Origin of the sequence: Arthrobacter sp. BPSS-3 (assembly GCF_044628475.1) — a bacterium.
Classification (GTDB): Bacteria; Actinomycetota; Actinomycetes; order Actinomycetales; family Micrococcaceae; genus Arthrobacter.
Genome location: NZ_JBIMMV010000001.1, coordinates 581,162 through 603,087, shown reverse-complemented (window position 1 = coordinate 603,087; position 21,926 = coordinate 581,162). Strand labels below are relative to the sequence as shown.

The 21,926-nt window shown below is 69.2% G+C and carries 24 protein-coding genes; 12 read left to right on the top strand and 12 right to left on the bottom strand.

Annotated features, from left to right (window positions below):
* The first annotated feature begins 4 nt into the window (after positions 1-4).
* Positions 5-886: a DNA-methyltransferase gene (locus ACFVY3_RS02910; protein WP_400158691.1), complete on the top strand. Its 882-nt coding sequence runs from the start codon at positions 5-7 to the stop codon at positions 884-886.
* A gap of 29 nt (positions 887-915) precedes the next feature.
* On the opposite strand, the gene ACFVY3_RS02905 is transcribed toward ACFVY3_RS02910, so the two are convergent.
* Together ACFVY3_RS02905 and ACFVY3_RS02900 are read right to left on the bottom strand one after the other, a co-directional pair.
* On the bottom strand, positions 916-1,524 hold the full coding sequence (locus ACFVY3_RS02905; protein ID WP_400158710.1) for a MarC family protein: 609 nt from the start codon (positions 1,522-1,524) through the stop codon (positions 916-918).
* 8 nt (positions 1,525-1,532) lie between these two features.
* Positions 1,533-2,378, bottom strand: coding sequence for a PHP domain-containing protein (locus ACFVY3_RS02900; RefSeq protein WP_364133030.1), 846 nt, complete (start codon positions 2,376-2,378; stop codon positions 1,533-1,535).
* 84 nt (positions 2,379-2,462) lie between these two features.
* On the opposite strand from ACFVY3_RS02900, the gene ACFVY3_RS02895 reads away from it, so the two are divergent.
* On the top strand, positions 2,463-4,040 hold the full coding sequence (locus ACFVY3_RS02895; protein WP_400158690.1) for an aminopeptidase P family protein: 1,578 nt from the start codon (positions 2,463-2,465) through the stop codon (positions 4,038-4,040).
* Positions 4,041-4,113: 73 nt separating this feature from the next.
* On the opposite strand, the gene ACFVY3_RS02890 is transcribed toward ACFVY3_RS02895, so the two are convergent.
* A complete protein-coding gene (locus ACFVY3_RS02890; protein WP_400158689.1) occupies positions 4,114-5,022 on the bottom strand; it encodes a general stress protein in 909 nt (302 codons plus the stop codon).
* A gap of 77 nt (positions 5,023-5,099) precedes the next feature.
* Between ACFVY3_RS02890 and ACFVY3_RS02885 the strand changes: the two genes are divergently transcribed.
* Genes ACFVY3_RS02885 through ACFVY3_RS02875 form a run of 3 tightly spaced genes read left to right on the top strand, consistent with a single transcriptional unit; the run spans position 5,100 to position 8,237 of the window.
* Positions 5,100-6,383 (top strand): magnesium transporter MgtE N-terminal domain-containing protein, encoded by a 1,284-nt coding sequence (locus ACFVY3_RS02885; protein ID WP_290255761.1) that lies wholly within the window; start codon positions 5,100-5,102, stop codon positions 6,381-6,383.
* The gene (locus tag ACFVY3_RS02880; protein WP_400158688.1) at positions 6,364-7,080 is read left to right on the top strand and encodes a DUF1003 domain-containing protein; all 717 of its coding nucleotides are present in this window, start codon (positions 6,364-6,366) and stop codon (positions 7,078-7,080) included. The genes ACFVY3_RS02885 and ACFVY3_RS02880 overlap by 20 nt, the downstream gene beginning before the upstream one ends.
* 14 nt (positions 7,081-7,094) lie before the next feature.
* On the top strand, positions 7,095-8,237 hold the full coding sequence (locus tag ACFVY3_RS02875) for an Mrp/NBP35 family ATP-binding protein (RefSeq protein WP_400158709.1): 1,143 nt from the start codon (positions 7,095-7,097) through the stop codon (positions 8,235-8,237).
* 46 nt (positions 8,238-8,283) lie between these two features.
* Here the strand turns inward: ACFVY3_RS02875 and ACFVY3_RS02870 are convergent, their stop codons facing one another.
* The 3 genes from ACFVY3_RS02870 to sigE form a co-directional block, all read right to left on the bottom strand.
* Positions 8,284-8,661, bottom strand: a complete 378-nt coding sequence (locus ACFVY3_RS02870; protein ID WP_290255766.1) for a twin-arginine translocase TatA/TatE family subunit — start codon at positions 8,659-8,661, stop codon at positions 8,284-8,286.
* Between the two features lie 90 nt (positions 8,662-8,751).
* Complete coding sequence (locus ACFVY3_RS02865) at positions 8,752-9,900, bottom strand: hypothetical protein (protein ID WP_400158687.1); 1,149 nt, start codon at positions 9,898-9,900, stop codon at positions 8,752-8,754.
* 7 nt (positions 9,901-9,907) lie between these two features.
* Positions 9,908-10,537 (bottom strand): RNA polymerase sigma factor SigE, encoded by a 630-nt coding sequence (gene sigE, locus ACFVY3_RS02860; protein ID WP_290255768.1) that lies wholly within the window; start codon positions 10,535-10,537, stop codon positions 9,908-9,910.
* A 241-nt stretch (positions 10,538-10,778) separates the two neighbouring features.
* On the opposite strand from sigE, the gene ACFVY3_RS02855 reads away from it, so the two are divergent.
* The gene (locus ACFVY3_RS02855; RefSeq protein ID WP_290255769.1) at positions 10,779-11,411 is read left to right on the top strand and encodes an O-methyltransferase; all 633 of its coding nucleotides are present in this window, start codon (positions 10,779-10,781) and stop codon (positions 11,409-11,411) included.
* An 82-nt stretch (positions 11,412-11,493) separates the two neighbouring features.
* Here ACFVY3_RS02855 and ACFVY3_RS02850 read toward each other — a convergent pair whose 3' ends face one another.
* The 4 genes from ACFVY3_RS02850 to ACFVY3_RS02835 form a co-directional block, all read right to left on the bottom strand.
* Positions 11,494-11,661, bottom strand: coding sequence for a DUF3117 domain-containing protein (locus ACFVY3_RS02850; protein ID WP_290255770.1), 168 nt, complete (start codon positions 11,659-11,661; stop codon positions 11,494-11,496).
* 190 nt (positions 11,662-11,851) lie between these two features.
* Entirely contained in the window at positions 11,852-13,105 is a 1,254-nt protein-coding gene (locus ACFVY3_RS02845) for a hypothetical protein (protein ID WP_400158708.1), read from the bottom strand.
* 74 nt (positions 13,106-13,179) lie between these two features.
* Complete coding sequence (locus ACFVY3_RS02840; RefSeq protein WP_400158686.1) at positions 13,180-13,575, bottom strand: DivIVA domain-containing protein; 396 nt, start codon at positions 13,573-13,575, stop codon at positions 13,180-13,182.
* A 36-nt stretch (positions 13,576-13,611) separates the two neighbouring features.
* On the bottom strand, positions 13,612-14,340 hold the full coding sequence (locus tag ACFVY3_RS02835) for a TIGR00730 family Rossman fold protein (protein WP_400158707.1): 729 nt from the start codon (positions 14,338-14,340) through the stop codon (positions 13,612-13,614).
* A gap of 312 nt (positions 14,341-14,652) precedes the next feature.
* Between ACFVY3_RS02835 and ACFVY3_RS02830 the strand changes: the two genes are divergently transcribed.
* The 4 genes from ACFVY3_RS02830 (at position 14,653) to ACFVY3_RS02815 (ending at position 17,932) form a co-directional block, all read left to right on the top strand.
* The gene (locus ACFVY3_RS02830; RefSeq protein ID WP_290255773.1) at positions 14,653-15,408 is read left to right on the top strand and encodes an amino acid ABC transporter ATP-binding protein; all 756 of its coding nucleotides are present in this window, start codon (positions 14,653-14,655) and stop codon (positions 15,406-15,408) included.
* Positions 15,409-15,464: 56 nt separating this feature from the next.
* Positions 15,465-16,373, top strand: a complete 909-nt coding sequence (locus ACFVY3_RS02825) for a glutamate ABC transporter substrate-binding protein (RefSeq protein ID WP_290255774.1) — start codon at positions 15,465-15,467, stop codon at positions 16,371-16,373.
* A 63-nt stretch (positions 16,374-16,436) separates the two neighbouring features.
* Complete coding sequence (locus ACFVY3_RS02820; RefSeq protein ID WP_290255775.1) at positions 16,437-17,084, top strand: amino acid ABC transporter permease; 648 nt, start codon at positions 16,437-16,439, stop codon at positions 17,082-17,084.
* Positions 17,081-17,932 carry an amino acid ABC transporter permease gene (locus tag ACFVY3_RS02815; protein WP_290255776.1) on the top strand — a complete coding sequence of 284 codons (852 nt, stop codon included), beginning with the start codon at positions 17,081-17,083 and terminating at the stop codon, positions 17,930-17,932. The genes ACFVY3_RS02820 and ACFVY3_RS02815 overlap by 4 nt, the downstream gene beginning before the upstream one ends.
* Before the next feature lie 126 nt (positions 17,933-18,058).
* On the opposite strand, the gene dapE is transcribed toward ACFVY3_RS02815, so the two are convergent.
* On the bottom strand, positions 18,059-19,195 hold the full coding sequence (dapE, locus tag ACFVY3_RS02810) for a succinyl-diaminopimelate desuccinylase (RefSeq protein WP_400158685.1): 1,137 nt from the start codon (positions 19,193-19,195) through the stop codon (positions 18,059-18,061).
* A gap of 71 nt (positions 19,196-19,266) precedes the next feature.
* On the opposite strand from dapE, the gene dapD reads away from it, so the two are divergent.
* Together dapD and ACFVY3_RS02800 are read left to right on the top strand one after the other, a co-directional pair.
* Positions 19,267-20,277 (top strand): 2,3,4,5-tetrahydropyridine-2,6-dicarboxylate N-succinyltransferase, encoded by a 1,011-nt coding sequence (gene dapD / locus ACFVY3_RS02805; RefSeq protein ID WP_400158684.1) that lies wholly within the window; start codon positions 19,267-19,269, stop codon positions 20,275-20,277.
* 65 nt (positions 20,278-20,342) lie between these two features.
* Positions 20,343-21,191, top strand: a complete 849-nt coding sequence (locus tag ACFVY3_RS02800; protein WP_400158683.1) for a hypothetical protein — start codon at positions 20,343-20,345, stop codon at positions 21,189-21,191.
* A 51-nt stretch (positions 21,192-21,242) separates the two neighbouring features.
* Here the strand turns inward: ACFVY3_RS02800 and ACFVY3_RS02795 are convergent, their stop codons facing one another.
* Positions 21,243-21,854 (bottom strand): hypothetical protein, encoded by a 612-nt coding sequence (locus ACFVY3_RS02795; protein WP_400158682.1) that lies wholly within the window; start codon positions 21,852-21,854, stop codon positions 21,243-21,245.
* Positions 21,855-21,926 lie beyond the last annotated feature (72 nt).

The window sequence follows — 21,926 nt, the reverse complement described above, 5'->3', positions numbered from 1 at the left end:
CACCATGCCTGACTCCGTCTGGGCGCCGGACGGCAGCAACCTGGTGGTACACGCGGACAACGCGGAGTACCTCCAGACGCTGCCGGACGGCGCCTTCACCCTCATCTACGTGGACCCGCCCTTCAACACCGGCCGGGTCCAGAAGCGCCAGGAAACGAAGATGGTGCTCAACGCCGACGGCGTGGGCGACCGGGTGGGTTTCAAGGGCCGCTCCTACGACACGATCAAGGGCGCCCTGCACAGCTACGACGACGCCTTCAGCGACTACTGGTCTTTCCTGGAGCCACGGCTGGTGGAGGCGTGGCGGCTGCTGGCGGATGACGGCACGCTCTATCTGCACCTGGATTACCGCGAGGTGCACTACGCCAAGGTGATGCTGGACGCGATCTTCGGCCGCGAGTGCTTCCTCAACGAGATCATCTGGGCCTACGACTACGGCGCCCGCGCGAAGTTCCGCTGGCCCACCAAGCACGACAACATCCTCGTGTACGTCAAGAACCCGGCGAAGTACCACTTCGACAGCGCCGAGGTGGACCGGGAGCCGTACATGGCGCCGGGTCTGGTCACGCCGGCCAAGCGGGAGCTCGGCAAGCTGCCCACCGACGTCTGGTGGCACACCATCGTCTCCCCCACCGGCCGGGAGAAGACCGGGTACCCGACGCAGAAGCCCGAGGGGCTGATCCGCCGCGTGGTGGCAGCCTCCAGCCGGCCCGGGGACTGGTGCCTGGACTTCTTCGCCGGCTCCGGGACGCTAGGCGCCGTGGCCTCAAAGCTGGGCCGCAAATTCGTCTGCGTGGACCAGAACCAGGCGGCCATCGACGTCATGGCCAAGCGCCTGTCCGGCGCCGCCGAGTTCACCGCCCACCCGGCCACGCCGCCTGCCTGAGAGCCCGGCCTGAGAACTGGGCCTGAGCGCTACATCCAGCTCTTCACGAAGGAGTGTACGGCGTCGGCGATCATCTGCACGGCGATCGCCGAAAGCAACAGGCCGGCAATCCGGGTGACCAGCTCGACGCCGTTCTCCCCCAGCGCCCGCTGCACCAGCCCGGCGAACCGCATCGCCAGGTACAGGGACGCCAGCGTCACGGCGATGCCCACGCCCACCGCAAGGTACTGCGGCACCGTCGAGGACCGCTGGACGAACACCATCACCGCGACAATCGCGCCAGGTCCGGCCATCAACGGCGTGCCCAGCGGGACGAACGCCACGTTCGTGTACTTCGCCGCGCTCTCCTCCCCGCCGGTGGACCCGGTCAGCAACTGCAGCGCGATAAGGACCAGCAGCAGGCCGCCGGCGCCCTGCAGCGCCGCCAGGGAGATGTGCATGTAGTTCAGGATGGACTGGCCGAAAATCGCGAAGGTGACAATCACGCCGGTGGCCACCACGAGCGCCTGCAGGGCCGAAAGGTTGCGTTCCTTCGCGTTCATCTGCGCCGTCAGGGACATGAAGATGGGCACCGTGCCCGGCGGGTCCATGATCACGAAGAGCGTCACGATCACCGAGGCCAGCAGCTGCAGGTCGATCCAGTCCATCAGCGCACCACCGCGGTGCCGCTGGCGAGTTCCTCGATGCGTGCCAGCACCTCCGGGGCGGTGGTGTTCTCACCCAGCAGGTTCGGCTTCCCGGCGCCGTGGTAATCGGAGGAGCCGGTCACCAGCAGGTCGTGCTCGGTGGCCAGGCGGCGCAGGAAGGCCCGGCCCTGTTCGGGGTTGTCCCGGTGGTTGATCTCGAGGCCGGCCAGGCCGGCGTCGATCATCTCCCGGTAGGTGTGCTCGCCGACGATCCGGCCGCGGGAGGACGCCACCGGGTGGGCGAAGACCGGGACCCCGCCGGCGGCCCGGACGAGTTCGACGGCGGCCGCCGGATCCGGGGCGTAGTGCTGCACCCAGTAGCGGGACCGGGAGGTCAGGATCGTCTCGAAGGCCTCGCTCCGGTCCTCGACGACGCCGGCGGCCACGAGCGCGTCGGCGATGTGCGGGCGGCCCAGGGTAGCGCCGGGGGCCACGTGGTGGATCACGTCGTCCCAGCTGAGCGGGTAGTCCTCGGCCAGCAGGCTGACCATCCGCTCGGCCCGGGTGAAGCGGGCGTCCTTGGACTTGGTGATCTCCTCCAGCAGCCCCGGGTGGGCGGGGTCGTGCAGGTAGCTGAGCAGGTGCACGCTGATGCCCTCGCGGGTCCGGCACGAGACCTCCATGCCCGGGACCAGGGCCACCCCCAGCTTCAAGGCCGCGGCGGAGGCCTCGGCCCAGCCGTCCGTGGTGTCGTGATCGGTCAGGGCCACCACGTCGAGTCCGGCCCCCGCGGCGGCGGCGATCAGCTCCGCCGGCGGCTGGGTTCCATCGGAAACATTCGAGTGGGCATGCAGGTCTATCCTCACCTGCCCAGCCTAGTAGATCGGGGTGCCTCCGGGCCCCGGGCGGCCTGTTGGCCTAAGCCGCGCCGCTGGTGAGACGATGGGGACGTGAACGATGCAGATAACACCCAGATCTCCGCTTCCCAGCCCCTCGAAGAGCGCGTCAACAACCGCTCCCAGCGCCCCGCTTCCGAGGCCTTCAAGGCCTTCATGGCCAGCAACTGGGCGGCCGCCCCGGCAGAGCTGCCGGAACGGGACGCCGTCGCCGGCCACGCCGCCTCCCGCCGCAAGGCCATCTCCGAGCAGTTCAAGGGTGAACGCCTGGTGATCCCGGCCGGCCCGTTGAAGGTCCGCTCCAACGACTGCGACTACCGCTTCCGCCCGCACTCGGGGTTCGCGCACCTGACCGGCCTCGGCCTGGACCACGAGCCCGACGCCGTCCTGATCCTGGAGCCCACGGATGAGGGCAAGGGCGACGACGGCGGCCACCACCACGCGACGCTGTACTTCCGTCCGCTGGCCGGCCGCGACACCGAACAGTTCTACGCCGACGCCCGCTCCGGTGAATTCTGGATCGGCGCCCGCCCGACCCTCGCCGAGTTCAAGGCCCGCCTGGGCCTGGCGACCGCCGACCTGGCCGAACTCGAACTGGCCATCACCAAGGACGTCGGGGCGCCCGAGATCGGCGGGATCTCCATCCGCCTCGTCCGCAAGGTCGACGAGAACATCGACGCCCTCGTGGACACCGCCCGCTACAACACCGCCAAGGACCCGGAAAACCTGGACCTCGGCGTGCTGGACGCCCTCGACGAGAAGCTCAGCGAGGCCCTCTCCGAACTCCGCCTGATCAAGGACGAGTGGGAAATCGAGCAAATGAAAATCGCCGTCGCCGCCACGGTGGAAGGTTTCACCGAGGTGGTTAAGGCCCTTCCGCGCGCGCTCACCCACCACCGCGGCGAGCGCGTGGTCGAGGGCGCGTTCTTCGCCCGCGCCCGTGAAGAAGGCAACGAACTCGGCTACGACACCATCGCCGCGTCCGGCAACAACGCCACGGTGCTGCACTGGACCCGGAACACCGGCAAGGTCAACGCGGGCGAACTGCTCCTGCTGGACGCCGGCGTCGAGGCGGACTCGCTCTACACCGCCGACGTCACCCGCACCCTGCCGGCCAACGGCACCTTCTCCGAGATCCAGCGCAAGGTGTACGAGGCCGTCCTGGACGCCGCCGACGCCGGTTTCGCCGCCGCCCAGCCCGGCACCAAGTTCCGCGACATCCACACCGCCGCCACCACGGTCCTGGCCGAGCGCCTGTCCGAGTGGGGCCTGTTGCCGGTTTCCGTGGAGGAGGCCATCAGCGTCGAGGGCCAGCAGCACCGGCGCTGGATGCCGCACGGCACCAGCCACCACCTGGGCCTGGATGTGCACGACTGCGCCCAGGCCAAGCGTGAGCTGTACCTGGACGGTGTGCTCACGCCCGGCATGGTCTTCACGATCGAACCGGGCCTGTACTTCAAGGACGAGGACCTGGCCATCCCTGCCGAGTACCGCGGCATCGGCGTCCGGATCGAGGACGACATCCTGATGACTGAGGACGGCCCGGTCAACCTCAGCGCCGCCCTGCCGCGCAAGGCCGACGACGTCGAGTCCTGGATGGCGGGCATCTACCAGGAAGTCGACGCCCAGTAGGCACCCGACCCCACCTACGAGAGAGGACCCCCGGCGCAGCGCCGGGGGTCCTCTCTTTGTCTCTTGGGTTCAGCTACTGCTGCTGCTGGCCGCCCTCGGGCTGCTGGCCCTCCTGCTTCGGCGCATCGCCGACCCGGATGCCGTACTGAGGGCGTCCGTCCGGCAGGTCCGGGTAGCGGACGGCGGAGGGGCGGGCGGGCTGCTGGTTCTGCTCGCCGGCCGGGGCACCGTACGGGCCCTGCTGGGGTCCGGGCTGCTGCTGGCCCGGCTGCTGGCCGGCTTCCGGGGAGCGCTGGCCGTAGGGGTCGGTCCAGCCGGCCGGACGCTGCGGGCCCTGCGGCTGGCCCTGCTGCGGGCCGCCGTACTGGGGTCCGGTCTGCTGCGGACCATTCTGCCGGGGACCGTTCTGCTGGTGGCCGCCCCAGGGCTGCTGGCCCTGCTGCGGGGTGTGCTGCTGGTAGCCGGCCGCGTCGGAGCGGTTCATCGGCAGCTGCTGGAGCAGGCGGCGCGCCTCGTGGGACGCCTCGAAGGCCACCACCACGTCGTAGTTGGTGGCCACCACCTGGCTGGTGGAGGTGAAGTCACGCTTGCCGCGCTGCATGGCGTAGGTGACGATGCCGAACAGCATGAAGAACGCGGCGCCCATCAGCACGGAGGTCATGATGGAGAAGTAGCCGTCCGAGGTGGAGAAGAAGGAGAGCATGACGCCGACGAACAGGCCGAACCACATGCCGCTGAGCGCGCCGGAGAGCGCCACCCGGGGATACGTCAGCCGCCCGGTGACCCGCTCCACCATCTTCAGCTCGTTGCCCACGATCGAGACCAGCTGCACGGGGAACTGCTGGTCCGCGAGGTAGTCCACGGCCTTCTGGGCGTCCAGGTAGGAGCTGTAGGAACCGACCGTGTCACCCTTGGGGACGGCGCGGGCATCGTCCGCCCCGCCCGGAACGTTGGCCTTCGGACCACCAAAAATGTTTGACATAGGCCCATTCTCACCCATCGAGCTGGTGGGTGACTGCAAATTCAGCTAAAAGAGAGCAGACTCGGTAGCCTGTAGGAGTGAGCACCACTCTTTCGCGGGTATTTGTCGCGCGCCTCCTCGGACTGGACGTCTTCGACCCCCTGGGCGACCGTCTCGGCCGGTTGCGCGATGTCGTCGTGCTCTCCCGCGGCAACCGCGGCGCACCCCACGTGGTGGGCATCGTCGTCGAGGTCCCGGGCAAGAAGCGCGTCTTCGTGCCGATGACCCGCATCACCTCGATCGACCAGACCCAGGTGATCTGCACCGGGCTGGTGAACCTGCGCCGCTTCGAACAGCGCGGCGCCGAGACCCTGGTGGTCGCCGAGATGTTCGACCGGCGCGTGACCCTGGCCGACGGCAGCGGCGACGCCACCATCGAGGACATCGCGATGGACCGGCACCGCTCGGGTGACTGGTTTGTCAGCAAGCTCTTCGTCCGCCGCGGCCACTCGCTCTCGCCGCTGAGCCGGCTGCGCCGCAACGAAACCCTCATCATCGACTGGGCCGACGCGCAGCAGGGCGCCCGCACCGAGCCGCAAGCCGCCACCCAGTTCGTCGCCACCCACGAGGACCTCAAGCCGGCCGACTTCGCCGAGGCCCTGCAGGAGATGAGCGACAAGCGCCGTTTCGAGGTGGCCAGCGAACTTCAGGACGAACGACTCGCCGACGTGCTCCAGGAGATGCCCGAGGGTGACCAGGTGGAGATCCTGTCCGCCCTCGACGTCGAACGCGCCGCCGACGTGCTGGAGGAGATGGACCCGGACGACGCCGCCGACCTCCTCGCCGAGCTCCCCTCCGCCCAGGCCGAGGAACTCCTGCAGCTGATGGAGCCCGAGGGCGCCGAGGACGTCCGGCGCCTGCTCGAGTACGACGAGGACACCGCCGGCGGCCTGATGACCCCGGTCCCGGTGATCCTCCCGCCCGAGGCGACCGTGGCCGAGGCCCTGGCGCACGTCCGCCGAGAGGAGCTCTCCCCCGCCCTGGCGTCCTCGATCTTCATTGCCCGGCCGCCGCTGGAGACCCCCACCGGGCGGTTCCTCGGCGTCGTCCACATCCAGCAGCTGCTGCGTTACCCGCCGCCTGAACCCTTGGGCAATCTGGTGGACAAAAATCTGGAGCCCGTCTCCGACCAGGCGCACATCAGCGAGGTGGCCCGCACCCTGGCCACCTACAACCTCAACTCGCTTCCCGTGGTCAACGACGACGGCCGGCTTGTCGGGGCGGTGACTGTTGACGACGTGCTTGATCATCTGTTGCCCGACGACTGGCGCGCCCACGAGGATGACGCCCCGATAAGGAAGCTTGGAGGCCGCATTGGCTGAACTCAGCACCCCCCGGAACTCCAACGTCCGTCCCGGCACCCGCTCCGCCGGCACCCTCGACACCCCGCTGAGCGGCCGGCAACGCATCCTGCCCAAGCTCTCACCCAACCCGGACGCGTTCGGCCACGCCACCGAGGGCTTCGCCCGCTTCATGGGAACGCCACAGTTCCTGGTGTACATGACCGTGTTCTGTGTCTTCTGGCTGGCCTGGAACACCTGGGCGCCCAGTGACTGGCAGTTCGACTCCAAGGACCTCGGCTTCACGCTGCTGACCCTGATGCTCTCGCTCCAGGCCTCCTACGCCGCTCCCCTGCTGCTGCTGGCCCAAAACCGCCAGGATGACCGGGACCGCGTCTCGCTGCAGCAGGACCGGCAGCGCGCCGAACGGAACCTCTCGGACACCGAATACCTGACCCGGGAACTGGCGTCCCTACGCATCGCGCTGCGCGAAGTCGCCACCCGCGACTACGTCCGCGCGGAACTGCGCAGCCTGCTGGAGGACATGCTGGAGGCGCAGGAGGAGCTCCGCAACCAGGACGAACCCGGCGCCGGTCCGGACAACCCGCGGGACAAGGTCAAAGAGCACCTCAGGGAACGCCGGGACAAGCAGCGCGGTCCCCGCACCCAGCAGATCCCCCGCGTCCGCGTCGACGGCGGCGCCGAGACCCAGGGCCGCCGCTCGGTCCCCGAAAGCTGACATTGGTGAACACCCTGCAGGATCACTCCGGCGCGCCCGGACTGGAAACGGCGGTCCGCGCCGCGCTGGCCACCGTCATTGACCCGGAGCTGCGCCGCCCCATCACCGAGCTCGGGATGGTCGACGCGGTGGAGGTCTCCGACGACGGCCGGGTGCGGATCAGCGTGTTGCTGACCATCGCCGGCTGCCCGCTGCGCGGCACCATCACCGCCGACTGCGAGGCGGCGCTGGCCGCCGTCCCGGGCGTCACCGCCGTCGACGTCGAGCTCAAGGTGATGACGCAGGAACAGCGGGACGCGCTCAAGGAGATGCTGCGCGGCCCGGGCGGTGTCCGCGGCATCCCCTTCAACCAGCCCGGCTCCCTCACCAAGGTCTACGCCGTGGCCAGCGGCAAGGGCGGCGTGGGCAAGTCCTCCGTCACGGTCAACCTCGCCTCCGCGCTGGCGGCGAAGGGTCTGCGGGTGGGGATCGTCGACGCCGACGTCCACGGCTTCTCCGTTCCGGCGCTGATGGGCATCACCGCCGCCCCCACCCGGGTGGACGACATGATCCTGCCGCCGGTGGCCCACGGCGTGAAGGTCATCTCCATCGGCATGTTCGTCGCCGGGAACCAGCCGGTGGCCTGGCGCGGGCCCATGCTGCACCGGGCGCTGGAGCAGTTCCTGACGGACGTCTACTTCGGGGACCTCGACGTGTTGTTCCTGGACCTGCCGCCGGGTACAGGGGACATCGCCATCTCCGTGGCGCAACTGCTGCCCGGTGCCGAGCTCCTGGTGGTCACCACCCCGCAGGCTGCCGCGGCGGACGTCGCCGAACGTGCCGGCACCATCGCCGCGCAGACCGGGCAGACGGTGGCGGGCGTCGTCGAGAACATGTCCTACCTGCAGCTGCCCGACGGCGGCCGGATGGAGCTGTTCGGCAGCGGCGGTGGCAAGGTCCTCACCGAGCGGCTCTCCGCCACGGTCGGCGCCGACGTGCCGCTCCTGGGCCAGATTCCGCTGGAGATCCTGCTGCGCGAGGGCGGCGACGCCGGCACCCCGCTGGTGCTGGCGCACCCGGAAACCCCGGCCGCGGCGGCATTGGACGCCATCGCGGGCCGGCTCGCCTCCGTCCCCCGGAACCTCGCCGGCCGCCCGCTGGGACTCCAGCCCCGCTGAGCGTACGGCATCCGGCGCCTGGCGCCTAGGACGGGGTTCGCTGCCCCTAGGTGGCTTCGGTGTCGAAGGGGGCCGGCACGCCCTCGGGCAGCCGTTCCACCACCCGGGCGGGCTTCCGCTCCTCCGCGGCGGCTACGGCCGCGGGAGCACCGGCGCTGACCGGCTTGGTGTCATCCTCCAGCAGGGCCTCGCGGATGATCCGGCGGGGATCGTACTGGCGCGGATCGTACTTCTTCCAGTCCACATCGTCGATGTCGATGCCGACTTCTTCCTTGATCTGTTCCCGCGCGCCGGACGCCATCCGCCGGACTTCCTTGACGATATTCGCCAGTTTCTGGGTGTATTCGGGGAGGCGGCTGGGACCGATCACCAGGAGGCCGATGATCAGCAGCAGAATGAACTCCGGGCCGTTGATTCCAAACACTCTAGGAAGATTACCCTCTCGTCCCGGGAGCCGACGATTCGGCGTCGGAACGTCCCCCGGCACCCCGCGTGCCGGTGAAAATGCGGGCGCTCATCGGGCCAGGAGCTCAACAACGCGCTGCAGGCCCCGGCCCAGCCGGGTCTGCAGGGACTCCGCGGCCGGGGCAGCGCCAGCACCGGCCCCGGGGCCCGCGGTGGAGGGCTGGGCGGGCAGCAGCGCCGCGGCGACGCCGTCGTCCGTCTCGGCCGGCGGAGCCTCGGCGACCACGGTGAAAGTGGCGCGTTCGGTCCGGTAGATGGCCCGGTAGGGCGGCTGGCGGTTGACCCAGAGGACACCGGGTGCCCCGTGCCCTGCGGCGTCGGCGGCCGTAGCGTTCAGCGTGACGGGCACGAAGCCGTCGGCCGGGGCCGGGTGGCCGGTGAGGACGTTGACGGGCACAGCGCCCTCAGAGCCAGCGGCAGTACCGGCGGGATCCGGGTGTTGTTCCAGCACCGTGGCGAAGGACTGTCCGTCGGTCAGGCGCAGCTCCAGGACGTCTTTTCCGTCCGCCGCGCCCGCACGCGCCCAAGCGAGGTGGTAGCCGAGGTCGCGAAACTCGGGGCAGGCCCAGCCGCGGGCGCGAAGCGCGGAGAGTTGCTCGGCGCTGAGCGATTCGGCCGGCGCGATGTCCGGTTCACCGCTCAACCGCCAGCCGGAGACGGAGGCCATCTGGGCGGAGACGAAGCGGCCGGTTCCGGGCGGGGTGAGCGCATCGGTGAAGGCAGGCGCGCCGGCGGCAGCCCCGCTTTCTTCACCGAGGACGTAGGCGGTACCCGCGGTCAGGCAGGTGGCTGCGGCCACGCCCCCGGTCACGGCGGCGGCCAGCCGGACCCGCGCGTTGCGGGCCGGTGCAGGGGCGACGGGCCGGGCGGCAGGCGTCCCGGCCCCGGGGGATGCGGCATGGGGCTGTGCGGTACCCGGGCGCGTGATTTCGGGTTGCTGCGCCATCTCGCTGGTCCTTGCCAGCAACCGGGCGGTCAGGTCGCCGCTGGCCTCCGGGACGGCGGCGTTGCGGAGCCGCTGCAGGTACTGCCGCTCGTGGGCCTGGCGCCGCCTGCAGCCGGCGCAACGCTGCAGATGGCGTTGGAGGCGGCGCTCGGCCGCCGCACTGGGCAGCACCCTGGCCGACCGGTCACGCCGGGCCTGCCGGGCGAGGAACTTACACGCCAGGCCCCCCAGGAGAACTCTCAGCTGTGCCATCGTCCCGTCAGAGCAAACCGGCGATGCGCGGCATCTTCAGGCGGGGCTTCAGGGCGGCCTTGGGCTGCGGACGGGGGTCACGGTGGGCGAGCTTCTCGCGCAGCAAGGTCCGGCCGCGGTGGATGCGGGAGCGGACGGTGCCGAGCTTGACGTCCAGGGCGGCGGCGACCTCGTCGTAGGAGAGGCCCTCCAGGTCGCAGAGGACGACGGCGGCCCGGAAGTCCGGCGGCAGCTCCTCGAGGGCGGCCTGCACGTCCAGGTCCAGATTGTTCAGCTCGAAGCTCTGCTCCGGGCCCGGTTCCCGGCCGGGGATCCGGGATTCGGCGTCTTCGGCCAGCGCATCGAACCGGATCCGGCTCTTGCGGCGGGCCTGGTCCAGGAAGAGGTTGGTGGTGATGCGGTGCAGCCAGCCGTCGAGGGTGCCGGGCTTGAAGTTCTCGAGCGACCGGAAGACACGGACGAAGACCTCCTGGGTGAGGTCCTCGGCGTCGTACTTGTTGCCCGTCAGCCGGTAGGCGAGGCGGTAGACCTTGGCAGAGTGGTTCGTGACCACTTCCTCCCACGTCGGCCGGACCCATTCGGCATCGGCCGCGGGCTGGGCGTGATCACTGACTGGGACATTTGCCAGAACCGACATTGTCCACTCCCCTCGCAGATGGTGTTTACGTCTCCGTGGCGCCTGCTCCCGCAGGCTCCTGCACCACTGGTTCGACGCCGATCACCGTGGGGATGAGCGGATAGCCATCATTTCAAAAAATTCTGGGAAATTCCTGACCCGCCCGGGGACTTCCGCCATCGGCGGAATGCCGCGCCGGTTCGCGGGGCCGGACCCAGTACGCTGGAGGGAACACTCCCCTCCTGCCCGGAAAGCGATACCCATGAGCGCCGATAAGTCCACAAGCTGGTCCTACGCAGAAGATCTGCCTGCCGAGGACGAGGTCTTGCTGCACGCGCGTGAGCGGTCGTTCCAACTGGGTGTGACGCCGGTGGGTCCGGGGGTGGGCGCCGTGCTTACCGTGCTGGCCGCCGCGTCCAAGGCCCAGACCGCCGTCGAGATCGGCACCGGGGCCGGCGTCTCCGGCGTCTGCATCCTCCGCGGCCTGGGCCCGCAGGCGGTCCTGACCACCATCGACGTCGACGTCGAACACCTTCGCGCGGCGCGGGAATCCTTCCAGGAGGCAGGGAACCCCGCCAACCGCACCCGCACCATCTCCGGCCGCGCCGGCGACGTGCTCCCCCGGCTGACCGACAGCGCATACGACCTGGTTTTCATCGACGCGGACAAGCCGAACTACCCGCGCTACGTGGAGCAGGCCATCCGGCTGCTCAAGCGTGGCGGCCTGCTGATCGTCAACGACGCCCTGGACCAGGACCGGGTGGCCAACCCCGCGGCCCGGGAGGCCACCACCGTGGTGCTGCGCCAGATCGGCAAGGCCATCCGCGACGACGAACGGCTGGCCTCGGCCATGCTGCCCACCGGCGACGGACTCCTGGTGGCCGTCAAGAAGTAATCCCGGCAAACGCAGAAGGGACCGGCTGCCTCGCGGCAACCGGTCCCTTTGTTCTTGTCCTGCCAGCCGTGCCGGCCGCGCCCTATTCGGTGACGCCGACCAGGCATTCCCTGAGGTTCGAGGCCTCAGCGGCATTAAGTTCGACCACCAGCCGGCCCCCGCCCTCCAGCGGGACCCGCATGATCAGGCTGCGACCCTCTTTGGTCACTTCCATCGGTCCGTCGCCGGTGCGCGGTTTCATAGCAGCCATGCGGAATATCCCCTCCAAATTGTCCCGTGACTTTCCAGCCCGGCCGGGCTGTGTCCGCTTGGTCCATTAAGCTGCCCGCCGGCCGCGAGCGGACGCCGGGGTTTGACACTCAGTTTTCCTTAGCTTGGGCACCATTATCCCGCAATTACCTGAGCGTAGCTAATCGATGGAGATTCTTGGGAGCGGCAGATCAGGGCGGATAGTCCCCGCCGCCGGGCAGTTGGGCCCAGGCCCAGAGCCACACAACCCACACCAGCTGGAGCAGCAAAAACATGACTACCACGGCGCCGCGGTAGGCCCGGGATCGGGATATCCAGGCCGCGCTGAGTGCCAGGGGGAAGAGCGGCAGGAGCATCCGGAAGGTGCTGGTTTGAGGGTGCAGGAACACCAGCAGGTACCCCACGTAACAAACGCACCAGAGGCGCAATTCGGTCCCCAGCCGGACCGCCGGCTTGGACATCATCAGCAGCGCAAACAGGGCCACGAACACAAAGGGTGCCAGCAGCCCCAGGACCGGGCCGAACAGCTGGACACCGGTATCGAACCACGGCTTGAAGGGCACCAAGTCGTGGCCCCGCCACACCGTCTCGGTCCGCGTGTAGGCCTGGATGTCCCCGGTGACGGCCCACGCGATCGCGGGCCAGAGCAGGGCACCGACGCCCGCGACGGCGGTCAGGGCGGCCAGCGTCCAGAGCCCGGCGGGCGTATGGTCGGCGGGACCGCCGACGGCCGCCTGGCCGGGTAGGCCGTGGCGGCGCCCGGCGCGGACGCGGCCATACAGGCGGTACAAGAACAACAGCCCGAGCATCGCAGCGAACGGGACGCCCGTGGGCCGGGACAGGTCCATCAGCAGCACCACCGGAATGGCCCACAGGTACCGCCGCTCCAGCACCAGCAGCAGCGCCGCCGCCAGCAGGAGCAGGTTCAGCGACTCGGCATAGGGCACCTGGAGGATGGGAGCCACGGGGAAGGTCGCCACGAAAACGGAACCCCACAGCGCGGTGCGGTGACCGGCCTTAAACCGAAACAGGCGGTAGATCACCAGGGCGGCGCCCAGCCCCGCTACCGAGGCGATCAGGGTGAGAGAGGTTGCCGGGGCCAGTCCCGTCAGGCCGCTGAGCACCCGGCCGAGCAGCGGGAACAGCGGGTAGAACGCCCAGGCGTTCTCCTTGAAGTTGCCGGCCGCGTCCACCGGGAGTTCGGACGGATAGCCGTTCCGCAGCGCCTCGCCGTACCAGCGGGCATCCCAGATGTTGATGAAGTTCCAGTAGTCCGGCTCCGGCGGGAACCACGGGTTAACGCCCTGCTGCAGTGCTGCGCCGGCGAAGATGCACGCACTGACCAGGCGGGCGGCAAGGTACAGCGCCGAGATCTGGACCCACCAGGGCCACCGGGCGGCGCGGGCGCCCGCGCCTGCGATCACCCGCCACAGGGCGCCGTTCACGCCCTCCGGCGCGGCCGGGCCGGAGGGACGGAACTCGACGGCGGGGCCCGCCTCGCGGACGGGGCGGGGCTCGTTCACGGCGCCGGGTGCGTGGCCGGGGCGGAATGCGTGGAGGGGCCCGGCTCAGCGGCGGGCGCCGTCCCGGTCTCCGCGCCGGTCCGGGACCTCAGGTCCTCCAGTTCCCGGTCCTTGCGGGTCATCTGCGCCTTCAGCTCGTCCAGGACCTGGTCCACCTGGTCCATGCGGTAGCCGCGGACTCCCACGGCGAACCGGATCCGGTCGATATCGGCCGTCGTCGCGTCCTCGGGCAGCAGGACGGCCGGCAGCGACGCGACCGGCTCATCGAAGCCGTCGTCGAACGCCCGGCCCACCCCGCGGCCGCGGCGGAACAGCCGCGGCACCAGGTCCGTTCCGAGGAAAATGGCGGCGGCTGCCAGCACGACCGCCAGGAAGACGAGGAAAAAACTCACAGCTCCATGGTGCCAGAGAAGCCGGGGCGCGGCCGGTCAGGCGTGCGGGGCGGCCTCCGCGCCGGGCGCCGCACCGGGGTTGTTGCCGCTGGGGTTGCGGTGCCGGGCAGCCCCCTCGACGATGAGTTCGACGGCGAGCGCCGGATCGTCGACCACCTGGACGAGGTCCAGGTCCTGCTCGGCCATCATGCCCTCGGTAACCAGCGTCGTCTGGATCCACTCGAGCATCGGGCTCCAGAACGCGGTGCCGATCAGCACGATTGGGAAGGACGTCACCTTGCGGGTCTGCACCAGGACCATCGCCTCGAACAACTCGTCCAGGGTCCCCAGCCCGCCCGGCAGCACGATGAAGCCCTGCGCGTACTTGACGAACATGGTCTTGCGGGCGAAGAAGTAACGGAAGTTGATGCCCAGGTCCACCCACTGGTTCAGGCCCTGCTCGAATGGCAGCTCGATGCCCAGGCCCACGGAGACCCCGTTGCCCTGGACGGCGCCCTTGTTCGCGGCCTCCATGGAACCGGGACCGCCGCCGGTGATCACAGCAAGTCCGGCCTCGGCCAGCTTCCGGCCCACCTCGACGCCGAGTTCGTAGTTCAGGCTGCCGGGCTGGGTGCGGGCCGAGCCGAAGACGCTGACCGCCGGGCCCAGGTCCGCCAGGGCACCGAAGCCTTCGACGAATTCGCTCTGAATCCGCAGCACCCGCCAGGGATCCGTGTGCACGAACTGCCCGGGGCCCTTGGTGTCCAGGAGCGTCTGGTCGGACATCGTGACCTTTGCCGCCCGGCGCCGAAGTTCCAGTGGGCCCTTGTGCCGGATGCCGTTGGCCGGCGGATTCTCCCGCCGTCCGGCTCCCCCGTTGCCGCCGGCGGTACTGCCGCCTGAGGACGCGGGCTGCTCGGGCACGGGCTGCGGTTCGCTTTTCATGCCCCCAAGGCTAAGCCCCGCGGCGGCACCGGATGTCCGAGGCCCGCCGGGCGCGTCCCGGGGCGCCGGGTGACGGGTATCTCTTGTGTCACGATGTGGACGAACTGGGAGTGATTGGCGTCATAAGGGGCTAATCTTCGCTAGATTCTTCCTATGACTACTCAAGTACCCGGCGATGCCCTCGTCTCCCTGAAGGCCGTGAATAAGCACTACGGCCAGTTGCATGTCCTCAAGGACATCAATCTGAACGTCCGCAAGGGAGAGGTCGTTGTTGTCATCGGCCCCTCGGGCTCGGGCAAGTCAACGCTGTGCCGCACCATCAACCGACTGGAAACGATCGACGACGGCGTCATCACCATCGACGGCAAGGAACTTCCCGCCGAGGGCAAGGGCCTGGCCAAGCTGCGGGCCGACGTCGGCATGGTATTCCAGTCCTTCAACCTGTTCGCCCACAAGACGATCCTGGAGAACGTCACGCTGGGTCCGATCAAGGTCAAGGGTGCCTCCAAGGCCGAGGCCGAAAAGGACGCCATGGCGCTGCTGGAGCGCGTCGGCGTCGGCCAGCAGGCGCCGAAGCTGCCCGCACAGCTCTCCGGCGGCCAGCAGCAGCGCGTGGCGATCGCGCGGGCCCTGGCGATGAAGCCCAAGGTCATGCTGTTCGACGAGCCCACTTCCGCGCTGGACCCCGAGATGATCAACGAGGTCCTCGACGTCATGGTCCAGCTCGCCAAGGAAGGCATGACCATGATCGTGGTCACCCACGAAATGGGCTTCGCCCGCAAGGCCGCGGACCGGGTGGTCTTCATGGCCGACGGCCAGATCGTCGAAGACGAGACGCCGGAGGAGTTCTTCACCAACCCGAAGAGCAGCCGCGCCAAGGACTTCCTGTCCAAGCTCCTGACCCACTAAGCACACCGCATCTCTCTCCGGCCGCCGCCAGGCGGCCGTCCAATGAAAGGTATCCGATGAAGAAATTCTTTAACGGGAAGAAGCCCCTGTTCGTCGCGGCCACCGCGGCTCTGGCTCTCTCCCTCAGCGCCTGCGGCGGCTCCGGCAGCACCGGCGGCGCTGCTCCGGCCGGCGGCGGGGACCAGGCACCGTACAAGGTTGCCGACAACGTCTCGCTGACCGGCAGCCCGACCTACGACGCGATCAAGTCCAGCGGCAAGATCCGCATCGGCGTCAAGCAGGACCAGCCCGGCCTCGGCTTCAAGGATGCAGCCACCGGCGAGTACTCCGGCTTCGACATCGAGATCGCCAAGTGGGTTGCCGCGTCCCTGGGCATGAGCAAGGACAAGATCGAGTTCAAGCCGATCCCGTCCGCCAACCGTGAGTCCGCCATCACCAACGGCGACATCGACTACTACGTCGGCACCTACTCCATCACGGACAAGCGCAAGCAGCTGATCGACTTCGCCGGACCGTACTTCGTCACCGGCCAGGGCATCCTGGTCAAGAAGGACAACTCCAGCATCAACAGCGAGAAGGACCTCTCCGGCAAGAACGTTTGCTCGGCCACCGGTTCCACCCCGATCCAGAACATCAAGGCCAACTTCCCGGGCACCAAGACCACCGAGTTCGACACCTACTCGCAGTGTGTTGAGGCCCTCAAGAGCGGCCAGGTTGACGCTGTCACCACCGACCAGGCCATCCTGCTCGGCTACGCCGCCCAGGAGCCGGACAGCCTGAAGGTTGTCGGCCAGCCGTTCACCACCGAGAAGTACGGTGTCGGCCTGAAGAAGGGTGACACCGCCCTGCGCCAGTTCATCAACAAGACCTTCACCGACGGCGGTTCCGTCTGGCAGAAGATCTACGACCAGACGCTCGGCCAGTCCGGCACGAAGGTCCAGCAGCCCGCAGTAGAGAACTACTAAAACCTGCGTTGAGGGGGCGGCCTCCGGGCCGCCCCCTCTTCCACTGTCGAAAGCGACGATTCTGTGAATACGCTGCTGAATAACTCGGACCTCTTCATTACGGGGTTCCGAAACACGCTCATCCTCTTTTTCTTCTCGGCGATCTTCGCCCTGATCCTCGGCACCGTCGTCGCCGCCCTGCGGGTGTCCCCCGTCCCCGCCATGCGTGCGACCGCGACGCTCTACGTCAACGTGGTGCGCAATACCCCGCTGACCCTGGTGCTGTTCTTCTTCGCTTTGGGTTACCCGAAGCTGGGCCTGGTGCCGATCGACTTCACCACCGCCGCGATCATCGGCCTGAGCCTCTACACCGCCACCTACGTGGCCGAGGCTGTCCGCTCCGGTATCAACACCGTGCCGGTGGGCCAGGCCGAAGCCGCCCGCGCCATCGGCCTGCCGTTCACCCAGACCCTTACCCTGGTGATCCTGCCGCAGGCGTTCCGCGCCGTGATCCCGCCGATGTTCAGCGTCTTCATCGCCCTGCTCAAGAACACCACGGTGGCTGCGGGCTTCTCGGTCTTCGAGGCCGGCGCCATCCGCGCCAACCTCTCCGAGCGCGGCGAGCCGGCCCTGACCGGCCTGCTTTGGGTGGCCCTGGTGTTCATCATCCTTGTCTTCATCCTTTCCGCCCTGCAGCGAAAGCTTGAACAGAAGTGGAAGGTTGCCCGATGAGTTCCGTCCTCTTTGACGCCCCCGGCCCCAAGTCCCGTGCCCGCTACCGGATCCTCGGCGTCGTCACCGCCCTGGTGATCTTGCTGATCATCGGCTTCGTCCTGCTCCGGTTCGCCGAAAGCGGCCAGTTCGAGGCGAAGAAGTGGCAGCTGTTCACCTTCCCGCTGGTGCAGCAGACCATCCTCCAGTCCGTCGGCGCCACGCTGTCGGCCTTCGGCACCGCGGCCGTACTGAGCCTGATCCTCGGCATCCTGCTGGCCTTCGGCCGGCTCTCGGACCGCCGCTGGATCAGCGCCCCGTGCTACGGCTTCACGGAGCTGTTCCGTGCCGTGCCGCTTCTGATCCTGATGATGATCTTCTACTACGGCCTGCCCACCGTCGGCATCCAGGGCATCACGCCCTTCACCGCCGTCGTGGCCGGCCTGGTGCTGTACAACGGTTCGGTCCTGGCCGAGGTGTTCCGCGCCGGCATCGAATCGCTGCCGCGCGGCCAGAGCGAGGCCGGCTACGCGATCGGCCTGCCCAAGAGCAAGGTCATGACCAGCATCCTGCTCCCGCAGGCGGTCAGGTCCATGCTGCCGGTCATCATCTCCCAGCTGGTGGTCATCCTGAAGGACACCGCCCTCGGGTTCATCGTGACCTACAACGAGATCCTGTTCCAGGCGAAGTACTTCGGCAGCCAGATCCAGTACGGCTCCCCGATCATCCCGGCCGCCATGGTGGCTGCCGTGCTGTACGTGGGCATGTGCCTGATCCTGGCCGCGATCGCGAAGTGGCTGGAACGCCGGCTCTCCCGCAAGCCGGGCGTGGCGGTGGTCCCGGCGGCCAGCGTCCCCGCCGACGCCTAGCCCCACCAGCAACGTAGCCCCACCAGCAACGCAGCCACACCAGCAACACAGCCTCGACGCAGAACGGCCCGGAACCTCAGGTTCCGGGCCGTTCTGCGTTTCGGGCGTTTCAGTGCCGACGCGTTCCTACTCGGCGGCGGGCAGTCCCAGCCAGGAGCGCAGTGCGCGCAGGCATTCGCGGATGGCCGCGGCGTCGACGTGTTCGTTGTCCTTGTGCGCCAGCAGTGCGTCCCCGGGGCCGAAGTTCACGGCGGGGACGCCCAGTTCGCTGAAGCGGGCGACGTCCGTCCAGCCGTACTTGGGCTTCGGCTCGGCCCCGACGGCGGCGACGAAGGACGCGGCGGCCGGATGGTTCAGCCCGGGCCGGGCACCGGCGGCACCGTCGGTGCGGACCAGGTCGAAGCCGTCCAGCAGCTCGCGCACGTGCGCCTCGGCCTGCGCCATGGTCTTGTCGGGAGCGAAGCGGTAGTTGATCTCCACTACGCAACGGTCGGGGATGACGTTGCCGGCCGTGCCGCCGTGGACGCGCACGGCGTTCAGGCTCTCCCGGTAGTCCAGGCCGTCGACGGAGACCGTCTTCGGCTCGTACGCCGCCAGGCGTTCCAGGATGGGCGCCGCGGCGTGGATGGCGTTGCTGCCCATCCATGCCCGCGCGGAGTGGGCCGCCTCGCCGACGGTGGTGGCCTCGAAGCGGATGGTGCCGTTGCAGCCGCCCTCGACGGTCCCGTCAGTGGGTTCGAGCAGGATCGCGAAGTCGCCCTCGAGAAGGTCCCCGTGGTTGCGCACCAGCCGGCCCAGGCCGCTCTTGACGCCCTCGACCTCCTCGTGGTCGTAGAAGACGAAGGTGACGTCCTTGTCCGGTGCCGCGCCGCCGTCGAACATCCCGGCCGCCAGGGCCAGCTGCACGGCGACGCCGCTCTTCATGTCGGTGGCGCCGCGGCCGTAGAGGATGCCCTCCCCCGGCGCGCCGGAGGCCCAGTAGGAGGGGACGGTGCCGAGTGAGCCCTCGGTGGTGGGCAGCGGCACCGTGTCCAGGTGCCCGGCCAGGATGACCCGCTCGGGCCGGCCCAGCGAGGTGCGGGCAACGATCGCGTCGCCGTCGCGGGTCAGCTCCAGCTGCGGGATGGCACGGAGCGCGTGCTCGACGGCGTCCGCCAGCCGGCGCTCCTCCCCCGAAACGCTGAAGATGTCGATGATGTCTGCGGTCAGGAGGGCCACGTCCTGGTGCAGGTCCAGGCGGGCGGGGGCGCTTTGCTCAGTCACCGTCCCACTGTAGCGTCCGCGCACCGTCACCGTTTTAGAAGACGGCGGGGGCCGTCGATAGACTTGGGCGCATGACTGACAACGCTTCCTCCGCCGCGCCCGCCGACTCCCGCTCCGCCTACGGTTACGGGGTGGCCACCATCGCCACCCGCGACGGCGCGGCCACCGTGCTGGACGCCTGGTTCCCGGCCCCGGCGCTCGGAACCGCCGCGGAGAGCCTGCGGGACGTCGCCAACGCGGACCAGTCGCTGCAGGAAATCGCGGCGGCAGGCGACGACGCCGACCGCGGCACCGAGCAGAAGGTCATCTTCGCCCAGATCAACCTGGATGAGGCCCCCGCGGACACCGCCGACGCGTACCTGCGCCTGCACCTGCTCTCGCACCGCCTGGTCAGGCCCAACAGCATCAACTTGGACGGCATCTTCGGCAAACTGCCCAACGTCGTCTGGACCAACTTCGGCCCCGCCCCGGTGGAGGGCTTCGAAATGACCCGTGCCCGGCTCCGCCGCCGCGGCGCCGTCACCGTCTACGGCGTGGACAAGTTCCCGCGCATGGTGGACTACGTCCTTCCCTCGGGCGTCCGGATCGCCGACGCCGACAGGGTCCGCCTCGGCGCGCACCTGGCCGAGGGCACCACGGTCATGCACGAGGGGTTCGTGAACTTCAACGCCGGCACGCTCGGCACCTCCATGGTGGAGGGCCGGATCTCCGCCGGTGTCGTCGCGGGAAACGGCACCGACGTCGGCGGCGGCGCCTCGATCATGGGCACCCTCTCCGGCGGCGGCAAGGAACAGATCTCCCTCGGCGAGCGGGTCCTTCTGGGCGCGAACTCCGGCGTAGGGATCAGCATCGGCGATGACTCCGTGGTGGAGGCCGGCCTGTACGTCACCGCCGGAACCCGCGTCCGCGTGGTGGGCCCGAAGGACGCCGACGGCGAGGACACCACCCGGATCGTCAAAGCAGTGGAGCTCTCCGGCGTCCCGAACCTGCTGTTCCGCCGCAACTCCACCAGCGGCCAGGTGGAAGTACTGCCCCGCAAGGGACAGACCGTGGAGCTCAACGAGGCTCTGCACGCCAACTAGGCACCGGCCGAGAGCCTGACGGCTCAGGATTCGACCGGCCCCGCGGGGCCCGAGGGAGTATAGACGTGGCACGCAGACGTGGCTGGCGCCGCAGGATCGTGCTGTTGCTGGTCCTGGCGATGGTGGGCGGCGCCGTGTACACCGCCGTCGCCTTCCTGCAGCGCTCCGAGACCCTGGTGACGGAGGGCTGCAAGGTCCCCGGCGCGGACGAGGACCTCGCCACCGACCAGGCCGGGTACGCGGCCCTGATCAGCGCGATCGCGGTGCGGCGCGGGCTGCCCGCCCGCGCCGCCAGCATTGCGCTGGCCACCTCGCTGCAGGAATCCAAGCTCCGCAACATCGGCCACGGGGACGAGGCCGGACCGGACTCGCGCGGGCTCTTCCAGCAGCGGCCCTCCCAAGGCTGGGGCACCGAGGCCGAGGTGATGGACCCGTACCATGCCACGAACGCCTTCTACGATGCGCTGGTCAAGATTCCCGGCTATGAGTCGCTGCCCATCACCGCCGCCGCGCAGGAGGTCCAGCGTTCGGCCTACCCGGGCGCCTACGCCCAGCACGAACCCACGGCCCGGGCCTTCGCCTCCGCACTGACCGGGCAGTCGCCGCAGTCCCTGGACTGCACGCTGCGTGCCCCCGACGCCGCCGGTGACCCGGCCGCCGTGCAGCAGCGGCTGACGTCCGCATTCGGAGCGCTCGACGCCGGCACGGAGGGGCGCACGCTCACCGTGCAGGCGCAGGACACCCGGGCGTGGGCCGTGGCCCAGTGGGCGGTGGCGAACGCGAAGTCGCTGTCCATCACCGCGGTGGCCGTCGACGGCCAGACCTGGACCCGGTCCGGCCACAACGGCTGGCAGCCCGGGGACGCCCCGGCCGGCCAGGTCAGCATCACGGTCGCGGCGGAACCGGCCAAGTAGCCGGGACCGGTACGCCGCAAAGACCGGCGGCCGCGGACGACGTTCGCCCGATCAGGCCAGCAGTTCGATGACCGGCTGGACGTAGCTGCGGAGCAGCTCCGGGTCCGAGGCCAGCGCCGAGCTCATGATGATCTTGTCCGGCTCCAGGTACCAGGCCCGCGGCTCGGCCAGCGGCAGTTCGATGATGGTCAGCTCGAAGTCGCGGGCATCCCTGCCGGCCTCCAGCAGGCGGTCCTCGACCATGTCGGCCAGGATCGACGAGGCGCCGTTGGCGTCCCGTTCAGCCTCGAGCGCGCGGTACTCCCCCTGGCGCTCCCGGGCCCAGCTGAGCGCGGCGCCGAAGTGTGCCTGGAGCACGCGCCGCAGGGCCGGGGAATTGCCGAAGGCACGGAAACCGGGCGGCCCCAGCTCGGGCTCCATCTCCGGGTGCGCCTTGAGCAGCTGTGACCACCAGGCCTCCCACTCCGTCTTCAGTGCCGGCATCCCGCCCACCTCGTTGATCAGGTGGGAATGGTTCGACGGATGGATCTTGGGAACGACCGGGCAGAGGACCGGATGACCCACGGTCTCCAGGCCGGCCGCGTCCCGTACATACAGCGCGATCAGCATGGGACCCGAGGTGTCCATGGTGATCCGCCAGCCGGGCCCGCCTGTGTGGTGCATCCGATGTGCCTCCCTTGGCAAGACGTACTTTTTCAGTGTATTCCCGTTGGCCGCACAGGTTAATGGCGGGCA

Excerpts from the sequence above, each read along its gene's own strand:
- sigE (WP_290255768.1), bottom strand. The coding sequence starts at position 10,537 with ATGTCGGTTCTGGCAAATGTCCCAGTCAGTGATCACGCCCAGCCCGCG.
- ACFVY3_RS02815 (WP_290255776.1), top strand. The coding sequence starts at position 17,081 with ATGAGTTCCGTCCTCTTTGACGCCCCCGGCCCCAAGTCCCGTGCCCGC.
- ACFVY3_RS02795 (WP_400158682.1), bottom strand. The coding sequence starts at position 21,854 with ATGCACCACACAGGCGGGCCCGGCTGGCGGATCACCATGGACACCTCG.
- ACFVY3_RS02890 (WP_400158689.1), bottom strand. The coding sequence starts at position 5,022 with ATGTCAAACATTTTTGGTGGTCCGAAGGCCAACGTTCCGGGCGGGGCG.
- ACFVY3_RS02850 (WP_290255770.1), bottom strand. The coding sequence starts at position 11,661 with ATGGCTGCTATGAAACCGCGCACCGGCGACGGACCGATGGAAGTGACC.
- ACFVY3_RS02830 (WP_290255773.1), top strand. The coding sequence starts at position 14,653 with ATGACTACTCAAGTACCCGGCGATGCCCTCGTCTCCCTGAAGGCCGTG.
- dapD (WP_400158684.1), top strand. The coding sequence starts at position 19,267 with ATGACTGACAACGCTTCCTCCGCCGCGCCCGCCGACTCCCGCTCCGCC.
- ACFVY3_RS02865 (WP_400158687.1), bottom strand. The coding sequence starts at position 9,900 with ATGGCACAGCTGAGAGTTCTCCTGGGGGGCCTGGCGTGTAAGTTCCTC.
- ACFVY3_RS02825 (WP_290255774.1), top strand. The coding sequence starts at position 15,465 with ATGAAGAAATTCTTTAACGGGAAGAAGCCCCTGTTCGTCGCGGCCACC.
- ACFVY3_RS02910 (WP_400158691.1), top strand. The coding sequence starts at position 5 with ATGCCTGACTCCGTCTGGGCGCCGGACGGCAGCAACCTGGTGGTACAC.
- ACFVY3_RS02835 (WP_400158707.1), bottom strand. The coding sequence starts at position 14,340 with ATGTCCGACCAGACGCTCCTGGACACCAAGGGCCCCGGGCAGTTCGTG.
- ACFVY3_RS02855 (WP_290255769.1), top strand. The coding sequence starts at position 10,779 with ATGAGCGCCGATAAGTCCACAAGCTGGTCCTACGCAGAAGATCTGCCT.